Consider the following 18,380-nt stretch of genomic DNA (forward strand, 5'->3'; position numbering starts at 1 on the left):
GCCAGAGACAATAGAGACCATGCCCGAACTGGTCGTGCTCGCCGAGCAGCTGCTGGCGCCCGTCCCCGGCGGGACCGGCCGCTACACCGGTGAGCTGCTGCGGGCGCTCGCCGAGACCGCGCCACCGGGCTGGACGGTGTCGAGCGTGGTCGCGCGGCACGCCGACGTCGAAGCCGCGGTCGTCGAGGGGGTCGAGGGGCCGCGCGTGCTGCCGATCCCGCCCCGGGGGCTGATCGCGGCCTGGCAGCTGGGCCTGCCGTGGTGGCCGGGCGGCGACGCGGTCCACGCGCCGACGCCGCTCGCGCCCGCCCGGGTGCCGAAGGGGCGGACGCTGTCGGTCGCGGTGCACGACACCGTGCCGTGGACGCATCCCGAGACGCTCACTCCGCGTGGCGTCGCGTGGCACAAGGCGGTGATCGCGCGGGCCGCGCGGCGGGCGACCGCGCTGACCGTGCCCACACGAGCGGTCGCGGACGAGCTCGCCGGGCTGGTGCCGGTTTCGGTGCCGGTGAGCGTGATCCCGCACGGCGTGCGGCCGCCTGCCGCGTTCACCGAGGTCGAGCTGCCCGAGCGGTACGTGCTCGCGATCGGGACGATCGAGCCGCGCAAAGGCATCGACGTGCTGATCGAGGCCGCCGGCCGGATCGGGACGCCGCTGGTGCTGGCCGGGCAGCCCGGCTGGGGCGGGATCGACCCGATGGCGCTGGCGCGGGAGCACGGCGCAGACGTCCGGCTGCTGGGGAAGGTGAGCGACGCGGAACTGGCGTTCGCGTTGCGGGGTGCTTCGGTGCTCGCGATGCCGAGCCGGGCGGAGGGCTTCGGGCTGCCGCTGATCGAGGCGATGGCGGTGGGAGTGCCGGTGGTGCACTCGGACGTCCCGGCCCTGGTCGAAGTGGCCGGGGGAGCGGGCGTCGTCGTACCGGTGGGTGACGCGCAAGCGCTTGCCAACGCCCTTGAGGAGCTACTAGGCCATCCGGAGCAGGCGGCTGCGCTGCGTGATGGCGGCCTCATCCGATCGAGTGAGTTCACCTGGAGGCGCGCGGCTACGGCCCTTTGGGCCCTTCACCAGCGCGATTAGTTTTTCGGTTCCTCTCCGCGGGGCTAGTGCGCCGCCGTACCCTGCAAGGGTGACCGATGACCCTCGCGTGCTGATCGACGCGACCGCCGTCCCCGCGGACCGGGGTGGCGTCGGTCGTTACGTGGATTCGCTGGTCGCGGCGCTGGACGCGGACGGCGCGCGGATCACCGTCGTCTGCCAGCCGCGGGACGCGGTGCTCTACGACCGGCTCGCGCCCGGTGCGCGGATCGTGCCCACCTCGCCGTCGACTTCGACCAGGACGGCCCGGCTGACCTGGGAACAGGCCACGCTGCCGAGACTGGTCCGGCGACTCGCCGCCGACGTCGTCCACTCGCCGCACTACACGATGCCTCTGGCCAGCCCGGTCGCTTCGGTGGTGACGCTGCACGACGCGACCTTCTTCACCGACGCTATCCTGCACTCCTCGGTGAAGGCGCGCTTCTTCCGCGCCTGGACCGCGACGGCGCTTCGCCGCGCGACGCTGTGTGTCGTGCCGAGCCTCGCGACGGCGGCCGAACTGGAGCGCGTCGGCCAGGTGCGCACGGCCGAGCTGGAGATCATCCACCACGGAGTCGAACCGGACCGGTTTCATCCGCCTTCGCCCGCCGAGATCGAGGCCGCGCGTAAGGCCGTCGGACTCGGGAAGACGCCGTACGTGGCTTTCCTCGGCGCGCTGGAGCCGCGCAAGAACGTTCCGGCGCTGATCCGCGGCTTCGCGCACGCTGTCACCGCCAGGCCGAACCCGCCCGCACTGGTGCTGGCAGGTCAGCCGGGCTGGGATTCGCAGGTCGAACGCGCCCTGGACGCCGTGCCGCACCGGCTGCGGGTGATCCGGGCGGGCTACCTGCCGTTCGACACGCTCGCCGGGTTCCTCGGCGGTTCCGAACTGGTCGCGTATCCGAGTCTCGGCGAAGGTTTCGGGCTGCCGGTGCTGGAGGCGATGGCGTGCGGCGCGGCCGTGCTCACTACCCGGCGGCTCTCGCTGCCCGAGGTCGGCGGGGACGCGGTCGCCTATTGCGGGGTCGGCGCCGGAGACGTCGCGGCGGCGATCTCGGAACTGCTCGACGATCCCTCGCGGCGGGCGGAGCTGGCCGAAGCCGCGCTTCGGCGGGCGAAGGAGTTCTCGTGGGCGACGACCGCGGAGCGGCACCGGGAGGCGTACGCGAAGGCTTGGTACCGGCATGCGCAGCGGCGGGCGGGCTGAGGTTGCGCTGGTCGTGAGTGGCGATTCGGCTTCTAGCCGAGGGCGTTTTAGGTACCTACGGCGGGTTAGCCCGGTAGTCGAAGCCAAGAAAACTCGACCTCCACACCTTCCCCAGTACATGATGGCCCCCTTCATTGTGCCTAGCGCAAAGAAGGGGGCCATCATGTACTTCACGCGAGAGAGGATTCGCCCTAATCCGAATCGCCACTCCGACCAGCGTCGCCGGGCGAGCAAGGGACCTTTGCTATCGCTTCGCCGCTCGGGGTGGGGGCGCGAGACACGTTCCGTGACGGGTGGACAATGGCCGCGTGACTGAGCACCCCAGCTACGGCGACGGGCTCGCCGTCGTGACCGTGACGTACTTCCCCGGCGAAACCCTCGAGAAGTTCCTCGACACGCTCGAGAAGGCGACGGACCGGGAAGTCCAGGTCGTCGTCGCCGACAACGCCTCCACGGACGGCGCGCCGGAGAAGGCCGCCCGCCGGGACAACGTCAAGTTGCTCAGCATCGGTGAGAACGTCGGCTACGGGACGGCCGCGAACCGAGGTGTCGCGGAACTCGACGACAGCTACGGCTGGGTCGTCGTGGTGAACCCGGACCTCGAATGGGAGCCCGGTTCGCTCGACGCGCTGCTGGAGGTCGCCGAACGCTGGCCGCGGGGTGGCGCGTTCGGGCCGCTCATCCACGATCTCGACGGCACCGTCTACCCGTCGGCCCGGTTGCTGCCGTCGTTCGGTCGCGGGATCGGGCACGCGGTCTTCGGCAAGATCTGGCCGGGCAACCCGTGGACGCGTCAGTACCGCCAGGAGACCGGCACGCCGGTCGAGCGCACGGCGGGCTGGCTTTCCGGGTCCTGCCAGCTGTTTCGCCGCGAGGCCTTCGACTCGGTCGACGGATTCGACACGCGCTACTTCATGTACTTCGAGGACGTCGACCTCGGTGACCGGCTGTCCCGCGCGGGCTGGCTGAACGTGTACGCGCCTTCGTCCAGCGTCATGCACATCGGCGGGCATTCGACTTCGCAGGCTTCGGAGAAGATGCTGCGCGCTCACCACGACAGTGCCTACCGCTACCTGGCGGACCGTCACCGCGGCCTCCGGTGGAAGCCGGTCCTGCTCGCGGTGAAGATCGGGCTCGCCCTGCGGCTCAAGCTGGAGACGCGCCAGAAGTAGCAGTTCCATTGACCGGAACTCACGCGACTCGGCTCCCGGCCGTCGTTACCGTCGGTGCATGGACCTCGCCGAACTGGACAGTCGGCTGACCGAACGCGCCGGCGAAGACCGTTTCTCCGGCGTCGTGCTGATCCGGCGCGGTGACGAGACGTTGTTCGAGCGCGGTTACGGCCTCGCCAGCCGCCGCTGGTCGGTGCCGAACGCGCCGGACGTGCGGTACGACACGGCGTCGGTCACCAAGCTCGTCACCGCCGTCGCCGCGCTGCGGCTGGTCGACGAGGGCCGGCTGGACCTCGACCGCCCGATCGGAGAGATCATCGACCTCACCGGCACGGCGATCGCGCTCGGGGCGACGACGCGGCAGCTGCTCACGCATACGTCCGGGATCGCCGACGACGCGGACGAGGAAGCCGGCGAAAGCTACGAGGCGCTGTGGGTCGACAAGCCGGTGTACTCAGTTGTGAACACGCGTGATCATCTGCCCAATTTCGCTTACCGGACACCGAATTTCGCGCCGGGCGAGGGCTGCCGGTACTGCAACTCGGGATACGTCCTCGCCGGACTGGTGATCGAGGAGATCACCGGGAGGCCGTATCGCGACCACGTCCAGGAGGCCGTACTGGACCGCGCGGGGATGACCGCTTCGGGCTTCTTCGACCGGCGTGAGCCGCGGCCGAGGGTCGCCGAGGGCTGGGACCCGATCCTCGACGGCGAGCGCGTCACCGGCTGGAAGCAGAACATCTTCAGTTACCCGCCGATCGGTTCACCTGATGGGGGTGCGTACTGCACCGTCGGCGACCTCGTCCTGTTCCTGCGCGCCATCCGGGAGGAACGGCTTCTCTCGCCGGAGCGCACGAAGGAGTTCCTCACGCCGCGAGTGCGCCACAGCAGCGGCGTTTGGTACGGCTTCGGCCTCGCATTCGTCCTGGAGCCCGACGGCTCGGTGTGGAACTACTACAAGGACGGCGGGAACGTCGGCGTCTGCTCGCTCGCGCGGCACTATCCGTCCAAGGGGCTGGACGTCGCGATGCTGTCCAATGCCACTTACGGCGGGGGTGCGGCGATCCAGGAGATCGACCGGGTGATCCGCGCTTCTTGAGGTGGGTCCCCGAACGCTATGAAAGGTCCTTTCCTTGCAAAATTTGCAAGGAAAGGACCTTTCATAGCACGCGCGAGGGGGCTAGATGCCGTCCAGCCGCCGCGAAAGGTTCGACCGGCCCGAAGGGTTCTGCTTGACCGTCGGCACCAGGCCGCCGACCTCGTTCTCGGTGGTCTCCTGCTCCTGCTCCGGCCGCTCGATCAGCGGGCTTCGCACCGGAGCGGCGGGCGGCCTGCGGGCGAGCGGTGTCGTCGCCTGCGGCAGCGGCCGCGTTGGCTGCGCGCCCTGCCGACGGGGATGCGGCTGCGGCCGGGTCGCGCCCTCGGCGCGCACCGGCGGCATGTCCAGCCGCGTCGTCGGTTCGGTCCCCGCCAGCGGGTGATCGTTCTCCGCGATCAGGGAGGCCGGGAGCTGCGTGGTGGTGTCCGGGTCCGATGAACGGTCGATCTCCGCGACCACCGATCGGGGGATCTGCTGGGTATTCGCGGAGTCCATCGGTGACGTCGCGTTGTCCGGTGTCACGACGAAGGCTCCACGTGCGCTGGCACGTGCGAGCAAGGCGTCCGCCCGAGCACGGGGGTCCATCCCCTAGGCCTCCCGACTGACCTGGGGCCCTCTGGGTTCAGGGCCGACTGTGTGCTGTCTAGGGTAGGCCCTCGGGGCGGCCGCCGTCAGGGTTTCCCGCGGCTTGTCGCCCGGCGGCGCGTGATACAGGAGGAGTTCTCTGTGACGTCTGAGGTCAAGGCCGATGCCGTGGTGCTCGTCGGGGGGAAGGGAACCCGGCTGCGCCCGCTGACCCTCTCGGCGCCCAAACCGATGCTCCCGACGGCGGGCACGCCGTACCTGAGTCACCTCTTCTCGCGGATCCGCGAGGCCGGGATGACCCACGTTGTACTGGGAACTTCGTATCGGGCCGAGGTTTTCGAGGAGTACTTCGGTGACGGGTCGGAGCACGGTCTCGAACTCGAATACGTCGTCGAGGAGGAGCCGCTCGACACCGCCGGCGCCATCCGCAACGTCTACGACCGGTTGCGCGCGGACAACGTGATCGTCTTCAACGGTGACATCCTCTCCGGCGCCGACCTTTCAGAACAGTTGCGGACGCACACGGAATCCGGCGCGGAGGTGACCCTTCATCTGCAGCGCGTCGCCGATCCCAGCCGCTTCGGTTCGGTGCCCACGGACGAGAACGGCCGCGTCACGGCCTTCCTGGAGAAGACGCCGAATCCGCCGACCGACCAGATCAACGCCGGCTGCTACGTCTTCCGCCGCGAGGTGATCGAGTCGATCCCGGCCGGCCGCCGGGTCTCGGTCGAGCGCGAGACCTTTCCCTCCCTGCTCGAGAACGGCGCGCACCTGCACGGTTTCGTGGACTCCTCCTACTGGCTCGACGTCGGCACGCCGGAAGCGTTCGTCCGGGGCAGTTCCGACCTCGTGCGGGGTGTGGCGCCGACGTCGGCGCTGCCGGGACCGACCGGAGACGCGCTGGTGCTGGAAGGCGCCAGCGTCTTCGCCGACGCCGAGCTGCGCGGCGGGACGACGATCGGCGCCGGCGCCCTGATCGGCAAGGGCGCGATCGTCGATGGCTCGGTCGTCTTCGACGGCGCCGAGGTCGGCGAAGGGGCGGTCGTGGAGCGCTCGGTGCTCGGTGCCGGGGTGAAGGTCGGCGCGGGAGCGGTGCTCCGCGGCGTCGTCATCGGAGACGGTGCCACGGTGGGCGCGGGCTGTGAGCTGCTCGACGGCGCCCGCGTGTGGCCCGGGGTGACGCTGCCCGAGGGCGGCATCCGCTTCTCGAGCGACGCCTAGCCATGCGTTTCACCCCCGGCTACGAACTCGACCTGGACGCGGTGCTGGGTCCGCTGAGCCGTGGGTCACGCTCGCCCAACGTCGTCCGCACCGAGGGCGGCGTCACCTGGCTGGCCGCCAACACCGCGGACGGCGCGGGCACGCTCGCGCTGCTGCGGCGCGCCGACGGCGAGATCGAGGCGGAGGCCTGGGGTCCCGGCGCGGACAGACTGCTCGACGGTGTCCCGGCGATGCTGGGCGCGCACGACGACGACTCCGCATTCGTGGCGCATCACGACGTCATCGCGGCGGCGCGGCGCCGCAATCCGGGGCTGCGGCTCGGTTCGACCGGCCGGGTGTGGGACGCGCTGGTGCTCGCCGTACTGGAACAGAAGGTGACCAGCACGGAGGCGTTGCGGTCTTGGGGCGAACTGTGCCGCTGGTTCGGGGAGCAGGCACCGGGGCCGGGACCGGTGCGGCTGCGGGTGCCGCCGACACCCGTCGCCATCCGGTCCATCGTGGACTGGGAATGGCATCGCGCCGGGGTCGACCTGAAGCGGCGGACGACGCTGATCAACGCCGCCCGCGTCGCGCCCCGGCTGGAGAAGGCCGTCGAACTGAAGGGCGTGGAAGGCCGGGCCTGGCTGCGGAAGGTCCCCGGTATCGGGGTGTGGACCGCCGCGGAGATCGCGCAACGTGCCTGGGGCGACCCGGACGCGGTGAGCTTCGGTGACTACAACATCCCCTCGATGGTCGGGCACGCGCTCGTCGGCACGAAACTCGACGACGCCGGGATGTCCGAGGTGCTGGCGCCGTATTCGCCGCAGCGGCAGCGCGCGGTGCGCTACCTGTCGACGGCCGGATTCCGGCGGCCGAGGTTCGGGCCGAAGATCGAACTCCGCGACTACCGCGCGATGTGACTCAGTTGCCCCAGCCTTGCGGCGGGTAGGTCTGCTGCCGGCTCGGGTATTGCGGCGGCTGCTGCGGGTACCGGTGGTGCGGCAGGGCGGGCGGTCGCGGCTTGTTGTTCGACTTCACGAGGAAGTAGACGCCGATCCCGACCGCGGCCAGCACCACGAAGAGGACGACCAGTACCAGGAGTAAGACCATGCCGAGAGCCTAACCGCCACGGGAGGCGTTCAGCCCAGCGCGGCGTCGACGATCGCTTTGGCTTCGTCGCGGTCGAGCCCCAGCTTCCTGGTCAGTGCCGCGTAGTCGGCCGCGGCCTGTCGGGCCCGTTCACGGGATTCGTCGCCGACGGCGCTGACGAACGTCCCCGCCCGGCCTCGGGTCTCGATCAGGCCCGCTTCCTCGAGTTCCCGGTAGGCCTTGGCGACGGTGTTCGGGGCGATGCCGAGGTCTTCGGCCAGTTTGCGCACGGTGGGGAGTTTCGCCCCGACAGGCAGGGTGCCGTCGTTGATCTGTACCGCGTAGCCGGTGCGCACCTGCTCGAAGGGTGGGATCGAGGAGTTCGGGTCGACCCTGATCATGCGAGTTCTCCCTGCTGAATGCCGTGAAGGCCTCCTTCACCACCCTGAGGGTAGGGAAGGAGGCCTTCACGGACATCCGCGGCTACTGGCGGGGTGGGACCACCTGGGTGGCGTCACCCGCGCCACCGGACACGACCTGCGTCCGGTCGCCGTCCGCCGGGGAGACGACCTGGGTGCGATCCGCGTTCGCGGGCGAGACGACCTGGGTGCGGTCGGCACCGGCATCCGCTTGCTGCTGCGGGGACACGACCTGCGTGCGGTCGGCGCTGCCGTCGATCGGCGCCCCCGCGGGCGGAGGCGGTGGCGGGAAACCGGGCTGGGGCATGCCGGGTTGAGGCATGCCGGGCTGGGACATCCCTGGCGGGGGCGCGCCGAAGGCCTGGCCGGGCGGCGGCGGGAAACCCGCCGGAGCCGGGGCCGGGGGCGGCGGGAAGCCGGGTGCCTGGCCGTAACCGGGCTGAGGCGGCGGGAAACCGGGCGGGGGCTGCTGCGGCCAGTTGCCCTGCGGCGCCGGACCGCCGGCGGGCGGGGGAGGCGGCGGGAAACCCGGAGCCGGGCCGCCACCGCCGAAGTTCGGGTTCTGCGGGAAGGTCATCGGCGGCTTCTTCGCCTGGTTGACCTTCACGATGATCACCACGACCACGATGATGATAATGATGATCGCCAGGATCAGCAGTACCCAGCCGGCGCCGTCGCCGTCCCCGCTGCTGTGTACCCGGACCCGATCCAGGTATGGCGTCAGCGTCGTCAGCATCATTCCCCCTTAACCGTCAGCCGACACCTTAACGGCCGGGCGTCGCGGGCAAGGCGGCTTCCACCAGTTCGGCCAGATCTTCCGACCCGTTCGGCAGGGAATTCACCGGCCACCACCGGAGATCGTCCGATTCGTCGCTTTGTACCGGTTGCGCTCCCCGCGGTGCGCGCACGGCGAAACGCACGTCGAAATGCCGGGTCGGCACGCCGAGTGAGCAGGTGATCGGGTGGACGTCGAGATGCACCGGCACCGGATCGATGAGCAGGTCGTGAATGCCCGATTCCTCCCGTGCCTCGCGCAGCGCCGCGTCCGCGAGCGTCGCGTCACCCGGCTCGCAGTGCCCGCCGAGCTGGAGCCAGCGTCCGACGCGCGGGTGCAGGGTGAGCAGGACGTTTTCCGCGTCGGCGTCCAGAAGTACGGCCGACGCGGTGATGTGTCCCGCCGCGCATTCCCGGCGGCAGACGTCGTCACGGGCGGCGAGGAAGCCCAAATAGGCCTGTCGCAAGGATTCCTGAGCGGCGTCCACCGGTCGCCAGCCGGACAGGGTGGCTACGACGTTCTCGTGCAGGGTCACAGCTCGAGAAGCCCTTCACCGGGTTCGCTCGCACCGCGGGCGGGCGGCAGGGCGGTGGGATGTCCGATCGCGACCGCGCCGAGCGGCTCCCAGCGCGCGTCCAGGCCGAGGACTTCGCGCACGATGTCGGCGGCGAAGACGGTCGATCCGATCCAGCACGAGCCGAGGTCTTCGGCGGCGAGCGCGACCAGCAGACCCTGCACCGCCGCACCGCCGGCGACGGTGAACATCGTGTGCTCACAGGCGTTCCGGCGGTCGTCGCGGTAGGTGTGCGCGCCCTCGGCGACGAGGAACGGCACCACGACTTCGGGTGCCCGGTACAGGATGTCGCCTCGGCTGAGCCGCTTCGCGACTTGCTCCTGGGTGAAGCCGTCACCTTCGAGATCGGCCTGCCACGACGCCTTCATCGCGTCGAGAAGCTTGCGACGCAAGCCTTCCTCGCGCAGCCACACGAACCGGACCGGTTTGGTGTGGTGCGGCGCGGGGGCCGTCAGTGCCGTCGATACGGCGCGGCGCAGTACCTCGGGATCGACCGGCTCGTCGGTGAAGGACCGGATCGACCGCCGCGCGAGCACGGCCTCCCGGCGGCCTTGCGCGATGGCTTCGTTGGTGCCGAGCCGGAACAGGTCCTCTTCGATCGGCCGGATCAGGTCGCGGGCGGTCGAACCGTCGTCGGTCAGCCGCAAGCCGCGCACGACGGCGACCGGTGTCCCGCCGAGCTTGCCCTTGACCAGATCGGCCGCGGCGGCGAGTTCGTCGGCGATCGCCACTTCGGTCACCGCGAGTTCGTTGCCCTGGCTGTCGATCTCGCCGGCGTAGGAATGCAGCACCCGCAGGCCGGACGCGCCGATCGCGGCGTCGGTCTGCCCGACGCGCCACGCGCGGCCCATGGTGTCGGTGACCACGACCGCGATCTCGACGCCGAGCCGCTCGCGCAGCCCGTTCCGCAGCGCGAGCGCGGAGGCGTCCGGATCGGACGGCAGCAGCGCGACCTCGCCGGAGGCCACGTTCGACGCGTCCACGCCGGACGCGGCCTGCACGATGCCCAGTCGGTTCTCGGTGATCACCGTCCGGTTGATCCGCGCGATCACGCGCACGGACTCCTTCTCGACGAGCCTGCGCCGGGCGGCGTCGCGCTCCTCGGGATCGGCCGGGACCCGGATCAGCATGCCCTCGGCCTTGGAGACGATCTTGCTCGTCACGACCAGGACGTCACCCGATCGCAGCCACGGGGCCGCCGTGACGATCGCTCCGGTGAGATCGTCGCCGGGGCGGAACTCCGGGAGGCCGTCGACCGGCAGGATCTCGAGCTTCGCGGAAGCGTGGTCAGTCAACGGAGACTCCCGCCAGGTCGAAAGCAGCGCGCGCCATCGCCGCGGTGGCGTCCACATCGGACATCAGCAGGGGCACGTCGCGAACGGCGACTCCCGGTACGTCGACGGTTTCGCCCTCGGCGACCAGCCAGCCGTCGAGCACCCCTTCCGGGGACTTCTCGCGAGAGCCGTAATGGCGCCCCACGGCTTCCGCGGACGTCTCCACGCCGATCGCGCTCAGGCAGGCGTCGGCCATACCGCGCAACGCCTTCCCGCCGATGATGGGCGAGATGCCGACGACCTTGGCGCGCGTCTTCCGCAGCGCGTCGCGCACGCCGGGCACGCCGAGGACGGTGCCCACCGAGACGACCGGGTTGGACGGCGCGAACAGCACGATGTCGGCGCCCGCGATCGCGTCCAGCACACCCGGCGCCGGTTTCGCCTCGTCGGCGCCGACCGCGATGATCGAATGCGCCTTCGGTTCGGCGCGGTAGCGCACCCACCACTCCTGGAAGTGGATCGCCTTGCGCTGCTCCGGGTCTTCGGGATCGTCGATCACGACGTGCGTTTCGACGCGGTCGTCCGACATCGGCAGCAGGCGGACACCCGGCTGCCAGCGGTCGCACAGCGCCTCGGTGACCTGCGAGAGCGGATAGCCCGCGCGCAGCATCCGCGAACGGATCAGATGCGTCGCGATGTCCTTGTCGCCCAAGCCGAACCAGGTCGGCTCGGCGCCGTACTCGGCGAGCTCCTCCTTGACCGTCCAGGTCTCGCCCGAGTGCCCCCAGCCGCGTTCGGAGTCGATCCCCCCGCCGAGGGTGTACATGCAGGTGTCCAGGTCGGGGCAGATGCGCAGACCGTGCATCCACACGTCGTCCCCGGTGTTCACCAGCGCGGTCACCTCGTGCGGCGATTCCGGGGCGGAACCGATCGCGGGCAGACCCAGTGCTTGTTTGACCCCCAGCAGGAAGCGGGCCCCGCCCACTCCACCGACCACAATGACGACCTTCACGACAGGCGATCCTCGCACGCGCCCGGACCCGGGGCCCAGTAGCGGTACCTGTGGTGCTCCGTACAGCCCAGGCTCTCGTAGAGCTTCAGCGCGCCGGAGTTGCCCATGGCGACCTGCAGCACGATGCCGGTGGCGCCGTGGGCGGCACCCCAGGCCCCGATGGCGTTCATCAGCCCGCCTGCCAGTCCTCGTCGCCGGAACTCGGGGCGGACCTCCAGCCGGGCGATGTGCAGCCACTCGGCGACGATCCCGCCGCGCACCGCCCCGGCCGTCACGCCGTCCAGTTCCACGACCCCGAACCCGACCTTGCCGGTGCCGAGGACGTGGCGAGGGGCGTCCGCGGGCTCGGTGCCGCCCGTCGTCAGCTCCCACCATCCGGACGTCGGCTCGTCGAGGACCGCCGCTCCCGCCGAGGTCCCGCGCGGGAGCGGTCCGGTCATCACGCGCACCTCGTGCGCGGGCCGGTGTTCCACATGATGGACCCAACCCTGGGCGGCGATGGCCTCTTCGGTGGACGTGTTCTGGATCACCTGAACGACCGGCGGAATGGCCTGATCGTGGGCGAAGTCACAGACCGCCCGCAGGGCCTCTGGCAGCGGTTTTCCCGGGTCACCGATCGCCAGGGCGCTGTTGGCGCGGGCGGTGAACCCGTCCGCCCAGCGCAGCCGCCAGTCGCCGATCCGCCTCTCCAGCAGGGGAGGCCAGGCCTGGCTGCAGGTGAGCTCGAGCATTTCCGCGCTGTTCACGGTTAGATTGTGTCAAGGAAGGTAGTGGAGGGACCCGATGAGCATCGCGCGCAAGGACGATCGCCACAACGAAGACCTGGTCCGCGAGATCTCCGACGGCTTCAACCGGGCATTGGGCGCGGAAAAGGCCGTCGACGAGAAGAACGCGGAGGCGGCGAAGCCCGCCGCGCCGAAATTCGTCATCACTGGGGACAGCAGGGCCACTCCACCGCCTCGCCGGAAGGACCGCTGAAGGCACATACCCGGAGTACGGATAAGGGTGGCCTAAGCGGGCCGGTCGCGCCCGTGGGCGCGTAATGTCCGTTGCAGACTGGTGAAGCAGAGATAAAGCAGGAGTGCGCAGTGACCTACGTGATCGCCGAGCCCTGCGTCGACGTGCTCGACAAGGCGTGTATCGACGAGTGCCCCGTGGACTGCATCTACGAGGGTGACCGCATGCTGTACATCCACCCGGACGAATGTGTCGACTGCGGTGCCTGCGAGCCGGTCTGCCCCGTCGAGGCGATCTACTACGAGGACGACGTCCCCGACGAGTGGAACGACTACACCAAGGCCAACGTCGATTTCTTCGACGAACTCGGCTCGCCCGGTGGCGCCTCCAAGGTCGGCAAGACCAGTCACGACCCCGCCTTCATCAAGGCTCTTCCCCCGCAGGGCGAATGAGCCGGGTCGCTCTTCCTGATTTCCCCTGGGACTCCCTGGCCGAAGCCAAGGCGAAGGCCCAGGCACATCCCGGCGGCATCGTCGACCTGTCGATCGGCACGCCGGTGGACCCGGTCCCCGAGAGCGTCCGCGCGGCACTCGCTTCCGTGTCGGAAATCCCGGGGTACCCGACCACGCACGGGATCCCCGAGCTGAGGGCCGCCGCGATCGAGGCGCTTTCGCGACGGCACGGCATCGAGGGAGTTCCCGAGGCCGCTGTGCTGCCGACGATCGGTTCGAAGGAACTGGTCGCCTCCCTGCCGCGGCAACTGGGCTTCGGCCCCGGCGACCTCGTCGTCATCCCCGAGGTGGCGTATCCGACCTACGAGGTCGGTGTCCTGCTGGCGGGTGCTTCCCTGCTGCGCGCGGACAGCACGATCGCGCTCGGTCCGCAGCGGCCGTCGATGCTGTGGCTCAACTCGCCGTCCAACCCGACCGGGCGAGTGCTCGGCGTCGACCATCTGCGCAAGGTCGTCGACTGGGCGCGGGAACGCGGCGTCGTCGTGGTCTCGGACGAGTGCTATCTGGCGCTGGGCTGGGAAAGCGAGCCCGTGTCGATCCTGCACCCGTCGGTGCACGGCGGCTCCCTCGACGGCCTGCTGGCCGTCCACTCCCTGTCGAAGTCCGCGAACCTCGCCAGCTACCGCGCCGGTTTCGTCACCGGCGATCCCAAGCTCGTCGCCGGGCTGCTGGAGATCCGCAAGCACTCCGGGCTGATCGTGCCGCGTCCGGTGCAGGAGGCCATGGTCGCCGCGCTGAAGGATGACGAAGCCCTTGCCGGGCAACGGGAACGCTACGCGCGCCGACGGCTGGTGCTGCGTAAAGCGTTGCTGGACAGCGGTTTCGAGATCTCGCACTCCGAGGCGGGACTCTATCTCTGGTCCACGCGCGGGGAAACCGCGCTCGACACGGTCGAGTGGCTCGCCGCTCGCGGCATCCTCGCCGCGCCGGGCACCTTTTACGGGCCGACGGGCGGACAGCACGTCCGGATCGCTCTGACGGCGACGGACGAGCGGATCGACGCGGCCGCGGAACGCCTCGCCGCCTGAGTTCGACTCGGTTCACGCCCTGTGCAGCGCGCTATGAAGGACGCTTTCATTGCGAATTCGGCAATGAAAGCGTCCTTCATCGCACGTCGCGACCGGTGAAGCCCCGGTAGATGAACCGCGTCAGCGCCTCGATGGCTTCTTCTTCGGAGACCGAGGACGGATCCAGCAGCCACGTGTGCGCGAAGCCGTTGACCAGTTCGGCCATCATCGCGAGCGTGAGCCGTTCCGACGCGGGCAGTTCCATCCCCGCCGCGGTGATGTACCCGAGGTGCCCGACGATGTCCGCCGCCTGATCGGCGCCGAAGCGGGCGAAGGTGCGTGCGAAGTCGTCGTTGACCATCGCGGCCTGGCGCAGCGCGAGCATCGTCGCCGCGTTGTCGCGGTGGAAGTTCCAGTACTCGCGGACGTGCCAGCGCACGGCGTCCGGGTCGGTGAAGTCGGCTTTGTGCTCCGGCGAGGACGCGTTGACGTCGCTCGCCGCCGCGAGATCCGCGAGGAGCGCTTCGAGCAGTTCTTCCTTGCTCGCGAAGTGGTTGTAGAACGATCCCGCCGCGCGACCGGCTTCCGCCGTGATGTCGGTGATCTTGGTGTTCAAGTACCCCTTCGCCGCGAAAACGCGCTTCGCCGCCTCCTTGAGCGCGGCCTCGGTCTCCGCCGCCTTCTCCTTGCGGCTCGTCGCCGTCATCGGCACCTCCTTGACACGGAAGGCTAGCAACGGCCATGCTGAATTAAGATTCACTGAATCATAATTCACTGGAGGAGAGATGACCGAAGTCTTGATCGCGGGAGCCGGGCCGACCGGGCTCACGCTGGCCATCGATCTCGCGCGCCGCGGTGTCGGCGTGCGGATCGTGGAGAAGGCCGAGACGTTCTTCGAGGGCTCGCGGGGTGACGGCCTCCAGCCGCGCACGCTGGAGGTCTTCGAAGATCTCGGCGTGCTGGACGCCGTGCTGGCCGCCGGGCAGGCGCCGGTGCCGATGCGGATCCACCTGGGCGGCGAGATCGTCGGCGAGCGGATGATGGCCGAGCCGGTCGAGCCGACGCCGGACGTGCCGTATCCGAACGGCTGGTTCCTCGGCCAGTCTCGCACCGAGGCGATCCTGCGCGACCGGCTCGCGGAATTCGGTGTCCAGGTCGAGCTCGGCACCCCGCTGATCGGGTTCGAGCAGGACGCCGACGGCGTGACCGCCGACCTGCCGGGCGAGCGGATCCGGGTCGGCTACCTCGTCGGCGCGGACGGCGGGAAGAGCTTCGTGCGCAAGGCCCTCGGGATCGCGTTCGAGGGCACCACCGACGAATCGATCCGCATGCTGCTGGGTGACGTGCAGGCGGAGGGGCTCGATCGCGCGTACGGGCACTGGTTCGCCAAGCCCGAGGATCCGATGTCGGGGATCGTGCTCACGCCGCTGCCCGGGGTGCCGCACTTCCAGTTCGGGGCACCGCTGGGCGAGGAAGAGGTCGAGGCGTCGCTGGAGACGTTGCAGTTCCGGCTCGACGAGCTGTCCGGCGGCGGGGTCCGGTTGCACGATCTCGCCTGGTCGACGGTGTGGCGGCCGAACATCCGGCTCGCCGAACGGTTCCGGGACGGTCGCTTGTTCCTCGCCGGCGACGCGGCGCACGTCCACCCGCCCACCGGCGGGCAAGGGCTCAACACCGGCGTGCAGGACGCGTACAACCTGGGCTGGAAACTCGCCGACGGTTCGGCCGAACTGCTCGACAGCTACGAGCCCGAGCGGCGCGGGGTCGCGGCGCGGGTGCTGAAGATCAGCACGGAAATCCTCGAGAAGTACAAGGAAGGCTCGGAAGACGCGCACGAGCGCGGCGAGAACACGCGTCAGCTCGACGTCGGATATCGCGGCGGCCCGCTCGCACCCGAGTCGACCGGCCGGATCCGGCCCGGCGACCGCGCGCCGGACGCGCCACTGGCGGACGCGAACGGCAAACCCGTCCGGCTCTTCGAACTGCTACGCGGCCCACAGGCGACGACGCTGGTGTTCGGCGACGGTCCCGCGCCCGAAGGCGCGCGCCGGATCCTGCCCGCGGGCAGCACTCTGTCCGATGTGGACTTCGAAGACGTCGGCGGGCACGCTTTCGCCGCGTACGAGGCCGAGAACGGGCGCCAGGTGCTGATCCGGCCGGACGGCTACCTCCGCGCGATCACCGACTGAGCGGCCTCGTCGACCTCGGCCCAGACATCGCGCCACACGGCACGGACCTCGGCCCGGCGCAGCAGTTCCTTCTCCGCGACCCGGCCCGCGATGAAGGCGACCTCGGCGTCGACAGAAGCGACGACAGTGCGCATGCGTTCGGCCGCGACGCAGGCATCTTGATGTTCCCCGAGGGCGGTCTGGAGGTTCTTCGTGGCCTTGATCAGCCGCTGGATCCGCTCCGCCTGCTTCTTCTTCGCGGCGGGCTTGGCCATCTCGGCGGCGTAGCGGAGTTTCTTGCCGTAGATGCGAAGCGTGTGAAGGTCGTCGTCCGGGGGATTGGAGGGAAGCGCCCTCACGGCCTTCGCGAGCTTTCGATGCGGCTTGGCGAGACCGGCGACGAGATCCGCGGAAGTGGACCCGGCCGCGGAAGTGGGTTCCTCGGTACCGGGCTGGCGGGCGAGACGGCCGATGTCCTGCAGCATCGCGGCGTAGCGCGGACTGGCGAGCGCGCGGGTGAGCCGTCGCTTCGCGACTCCGCGTTCGGTGACGAACTTCGAGATCAGACGGCGCGCCGCGGGCTGATCGCGCACCTCGAACTCCGCGACGACCTCCCGCAGATGGCCGATCAGGACGTCGTGATCCCGGACGTCGCCGAGTGACTGGCCGAGCCAGCCCAGCTCCGCGCGCACCGCTTCGGCGTCCGGGCCCACGAGGCGGCCCGACAGCTTGAGGACACTGCGCATGCGACGCAGCGCGACCCGCATCTGGTGCAGGTCCTCGGGGTCGGCGCCGGATTTGGTGCCGGGTTCGTGCGCGAGGAGCGCGCGGAGCTCGACGTCGAGTTTGACCCGGACGTGCGCGGCCGCCGGATCCTCCGGCCCGGCTTTCGCGGGCCGTTCGCCGAGCCCGAGTGCGGCCGGGGTGGTCGAAGGGACGTTCTTGCGCGGCGGCGCCTCGGCTGTCACAAGATGAATTCTAGGTGAACCGGCGAGGGGGTTCAGGCCGTGAGAGAAGCAAGGGACCTTTGCTCACGCTCTCCGGGGGAGAGTGACAGCAAAGGTCCCTTGCTCTCTTTGGCGCGTGCGATCCCGCCCTGCCGGTGCAATGAAAGGCTCCTTCCTTGCAAATTTCGCAAGGAAGGAGCCTTTCATTGCACGCGTGACCCAGGCTTGCTCGCCCGGAGACTTCGCCACATCGCGGGCGACCCGGGCGATAGCAAAGGTCCCTTGCTCTCTTTTCGCAGGTCAGTTGGCGTGCAGGGCCGCGTTCAGCTCGATGCCGACGCCGGTGCGCGCGACGACCTCGACGGCGCCGGTCCCGGAGTTCCGCCGGAACATCGCGCCCGAGATGCCGGACAGCTCCCGCGCCTTCACGACCTTGCCCTCGAAGGTCACCTTCGTGCCCGCCGTGACGTAGAGGCCCGCCTCGACGACCGAGTCGTCGCCGAGCGAGATGCCGATGCCGCCGTTCGCGCCGATCAGGCAGCGCTCGCCGATCGAGATGGTCTCCTTGCCGCCACCGGACAGGGTGCCCATGATCGACGCGCCGCCGCCGACGTCGGAACCGTCGCCGACCACGACACCCGCGGAGATCCGGCCCTCGACCATGGAGGCACCGAGCGTGCCGGCGTTGAAGTTGATGAAGCCCTCGTGCATGACCGTGGTGCCGTTGGCCAGGTGCGCGCCGAGACGGGCGCGGTCGGCGTCGGCGATGCGGACGCCGGTCGGCACGACGTAGTCCACCATCCGGGGGAACTTGTCCACGCCGTAGACGGTGACGTTGCCGCGTGCCCGCAGCCGCAGCCGGGTCGCCTCGAAGCCCTCGACGGGGCACGGCCCGTGGTTGGTCCACACGACGTTGGCCAGCAGGCCGAAGATGCCGTCGAGGTTCGCGCCGTGCGGCCGGACCAGCCGGTGCGACAGCAGGTGCAGGCGCAGGTAGACGTCGTGCGTGTCGCCGGGGGCGTCGGCGAGGTGGCCGATGGTCGTGCGGACCGCGACGACCTCGACACCGCGGTCGGTGTCCGGACCGAGCTGCGCGGCGGCCGCCTCGCCGAGGGCCTCGGAGGCCTCTTCCGCGGTCAGCCGCACCGTGCCGGGCTTGTCCTCGGCGCCCTCGGTCAGCTTGGGCAGCGGGAACCAGGTGTCCAGCACCGTGCCGTCGGTCGTGACGGTGGCCAGTCCGACGCCGGTGGCGCCGGTCGTTTCGGGATCAGGGGTCTGCTCGCTCACGCCCTGAACGGTAACCCAGTG

At 70.0% G+C, this 18,380-nt stretch carries 21 protein-coding genes; 10 read left to right on the forward strand and 11 right to left on the reverse strand.

The features are described 5' to 3' along the window. Positions 1 to 19 precede the first annotated feature (19 nt). From AVL48_RS29610 to AVL48_RS29625, 4 genes are all read left to right on the forward strand, one after another. The gene (locus AVL48_RS29610; protein WP_061990424.1) at positions 20 to 1,078 is read left to right on the forward strand and encodes a glycosyltransferase family 4 protein; all 1,059 of its coding nucleotides are present in this window, start codon (positions 20 to 22) and stop codon (positions 1,076 to 1,078) included. A 67-nt stretch (positions 1,079 to 1,145) separates the two neighbouring features. Then, positions 1,146 to 2,282 carry a glycosyltransferase family 4 protein gene (locus tag AVL48_RS29615; protein ID WP_061990422.1) on the forward strand — a complete coding sequence of 379 codons (1,137 nt, stop codon included), beginning with the start codon at positions 1,146 to 1,148 and terminating at the stop codon, positions 2,280 to 2,282. 308 nt (positions 2,283 to 2,590) lie between these two features. Next, entirely contained in the window at positions 2,591 to 3,454 is an 864-nt protein-coding gene (locus AVL48_RS29620; RefSeq protein ID WP_177242258.1) for a glycosyltransferase family 2 protein, read from the forward strand. Positions 3,455 to 3,512: 58 nt separating this feature from the next. Further along, on the forward strand, positions 3,513 to 4,553 hold the full coding sequence (locus AVL48_RS29625; RefSeq protein WP_061990448.1) for a serine hydrolase domain-containing protein: 1,041 nt from the start codon (positions 3,513 to 3,515) through the stop codon (positions 4,551 to 4,553). A gap of 81 nt (positions 4,554 to 4,634) precedes the next feature. Here AVL48_RS29625 and AVL48_RS29630 read toward each other — a convergent pair whose 3' ends face one another. Continuing rightward, positions 4,635 to 5,075, reverse strand: a complete 441-nt coding sequence (locus tag AVL48_RS29630; RefSeq protein WP_082857792.1) for a hypothetical protein — start codon at positions 5,073 to 5,075, stop codon at positions 4,635 to 4,637. A 204-nt stretch (positions 5,076 to 5,279) separates the two neighbouring features. Between AVL48_RS29630 and manB the strand changes: the two genes are divergently transcribed. After that, positions 5,280 to 6,359, forward strand: coding sequence for a mannose-1-phosphate guanylyltransferase (gene manB / locus AVL48_RS29635; protein WP_061990466.1), 1,080 nt, complete (start codon positions 5,280 to 5,282; stop codon positions 6,357 to 6,359). A gap of 2 nt (positions 6,360 to 6,361) precedes the next feature. Beyond that, positions 6,362 to 7,258, forward strand: a complete 897-nt coding sequence (locus tag AVL48_RS29640) for a DNA-3-methyladenine glycosylase family protein (protein ID WP_061990463.1) — start codon at positions 6,362 to 6,364, stop codon at positions 7,256 to 7,258. Position 7,259: 1 nt separating this feature from the next. Here AVL48_RS29640 and AVL48_RS29645 read toward each other — a convergent pair whose 3' ends face one another. The 7 genes from AVL48_RS29645 to AVL48_RS29675 all read right to left on the reverse strand — a co-directional run bounded on the left by AVL48_RS29645 (position 7,260) and on the right by AVL48_RS29675 (position 12,212). Further along, on the reverse strand, positions 7,260 to 7,448 hold the full coding sequence (locus tag AVL48_RS29645; protein ID WP_061990462.1) for a hypothetical protein: 189 nt from the start codon (positions 7,446 to 7,448) through the stop codon (positions 7,260 to 7,262). 29 nt (positions 7,449 to 7,477) lie between these two features. Continuing rightward, a complete protein-coding gene (locus tag AVL48_RS29650; protein ID WP_061990461.1) occupies positions 7,478 to 7,828 on the reverse strand; it encodes a GntR family transcriptional regulator in 351 nt (116 codons plus the stop codon). Between the two features lie 82 nt (positions 7,829 to 7,910). Next, a complete protein-coding gene (locus AVL48_RS29655; RefSeq protein WP_244162322.1) occupies positions 7,911 to 8,582 on the reverse strand; it encodes a hypothetical protein in 672 nt (223 codons plus the stop codon). 28 nt (positions 8,583 to 8,610) lie between these two features. Then, the gene (locus AVL48_RS29660; protein WP_061990405.1) at positions 8,611 to 9,156 is read right to left on the reverse strand and encodes an NUDIX hydrolase; all 546 of its coding nucleotides are present in this window, start codon (positions 9,154 to 9,156) and stop codon (positions 8,611 to 8,613) included. Beyond that, entirely contained in the window at positions 9,153 to 10,547 is a 1,395-nt protein-coding gene (locus AVL48_RS29665) for a coenzyme F420-0:L-glutamate ligase (protein WP_143104650.1), read from the reverse strand. Before AVL48_RS29665 ends, AVL48_RS29660 begins: the two co-directional genes overlap by 4 nt. Further along, complete coding sequence (cofD, locus tag AVL48_RS29670; RefSeq protein ID WP_061990409.1) at positions 10,483 to 11,481, reverse strand: 2-phospho-L-lactate transferase; 999 nt, start codon at positions 11,479 to 11,481, stop codon at positions 10,483 to 10,485. Before cofD ends, AVL48_RS29665 begins: the two co-directional genes overlap by 65 nt. Further along, the gene (locus AVL48_RS29675; RefSeq protein WP_061990411.1) at positions 11,478 to 12,212 is read right to left on the reverse strand and encodes a GNAT family N-acetyltransferase; all 735 of its coding nucleotides are present in this window, start codon (positions 12,210 to 12,212) and stop codon (positions 11,478 to 11,480) included. Before AVL48_RS29675 ends, cofD begins: the two co-directional genes overlap by 4 nt. Positions 12,213 to 12,264: 52 nt before the next feature. Between AVL48_RS29675 and AVL48_RS29680 the strand changes: the two genes are divergently transcribed. From AVL48_RS29680 to dapC, 3 genes are all read left to right on the forward strand, one after another. Beyond that, positions 12,265 to 12,459, forward strand: a complete 195-nt coding sequence (locus AVL48_RS29680) for a hypothetical protein (protein ID WP_061990412.1) — start codon at positions 12,265 to 12,267, stop codon at positions 12,457 to 12,459. Between the two features lie 110 nt (positions 12,460 to 12,569). Continuing rightward, positions 12,570 to 12,890, forward strand: coding sequence for a ferredoxin (gene fdxA / locus AVL48_RS29685; RefSeq protein ID WP_016331413.1), 321 nt, complete (start codon positions 12,570 to 12,572; stop codon positions 12,888 to 12,890). Next, on the forward strand, positions 12,887 to 13,978 hold the full coding sequence (gene dapC / locus AVL48_RS29690; protein ID WP_063054152.1) for a succinyldiaminopimelate transaminase: 1,092 nt from the start codon (positions 12,887 to 12,889) through the stop codon (positions 13,976 to 13,978). The genes fdxA and dapC overlap by 4 nt, the downstream gene beginning before the upstream one ends. 76 nt (positions 13,979 to 14,054) lie before the next feature. Here dapC and AVL48_RS29695 read toward each other — a convergent pair whose 3' ends face one another. Beyond that, positions 14,055 to 14,663 carry a TetR/AcrR family transcriptional regulator gene (locus AVL48_RS29695; protein WP_061990464.1) on the reverse strand — a complete coding sequence of 203 codons (609 nt, stop codon included), beginning with the start codon at positions 14,661 to 14,663 and terminating at the stop codon, positions 14,055 to 14,057. A gap of 79 nt (positions 14,664 to 14,742) precedes the next feature. Between AVL48_RS29695 and AVL48_RS29700 the strand changes: the two genes are divergently transcribed. Then, a complete protein-coding gene (locus AVL48_RS29700) occupies positions 14,743 to 16,146 on the forward strand; it encodes an FAD-dependent monooxygenase (protein WP_063054153.1) in 1,404 nt (467 codons plus the stop codon). On the opposite strand, the gene AVL48_RS29705 is transcribed toward AVL48_RS29700, so the two are convergent. Together AVL48_RS29705 and dapD are read right to left on the reverse strand one after the other, a co-directional pair. Then, positions 16,122 to 17,093, reverse strand: coding sequence for a CHAD domain-containing protein (locus AVL48_RS29705; protein ID WP_061990460.1), 972 nt, complete (start codon positions 17,091 to 17,093; stop codon positions 16,122 to 16,124). The genes AVL48_RS29700 and AVL48_RS29705 overlap by 25 nt on opposite strands. A gap of 279 nt (positions 17,094 to 17,372) precedes the next feature. After that, the gene (gene dapD, locus AVL48_RS29710) at positions 17,373 to 18,359 is read right to left on the reverse strand and encodes a 2,3,4,5-tetrahydropyridine-2,6-dicarboxylate N-succinyltransferase (protein ID WP_061988437.1); all 987 of its coding nucleotides are present in this window, start codon (positions 18,357 to 18,359) and stop codon (positions 17,373 to 17,375) included. Positions 18,360 to 18,380: the final 21 nt, after the last annotated feature.

It is taken from the genome of Amycolatopsis regifaucium (assembly GCF_001613935.1).
In the GTDB taxonomy this organism is placed as follows: Bacteria; Actinomycetota; Actinomycetes; order Mycobacteriales; family Pseudonocardiaceae; genus Amycolatopsis; species Amycolatopsis regifaucium.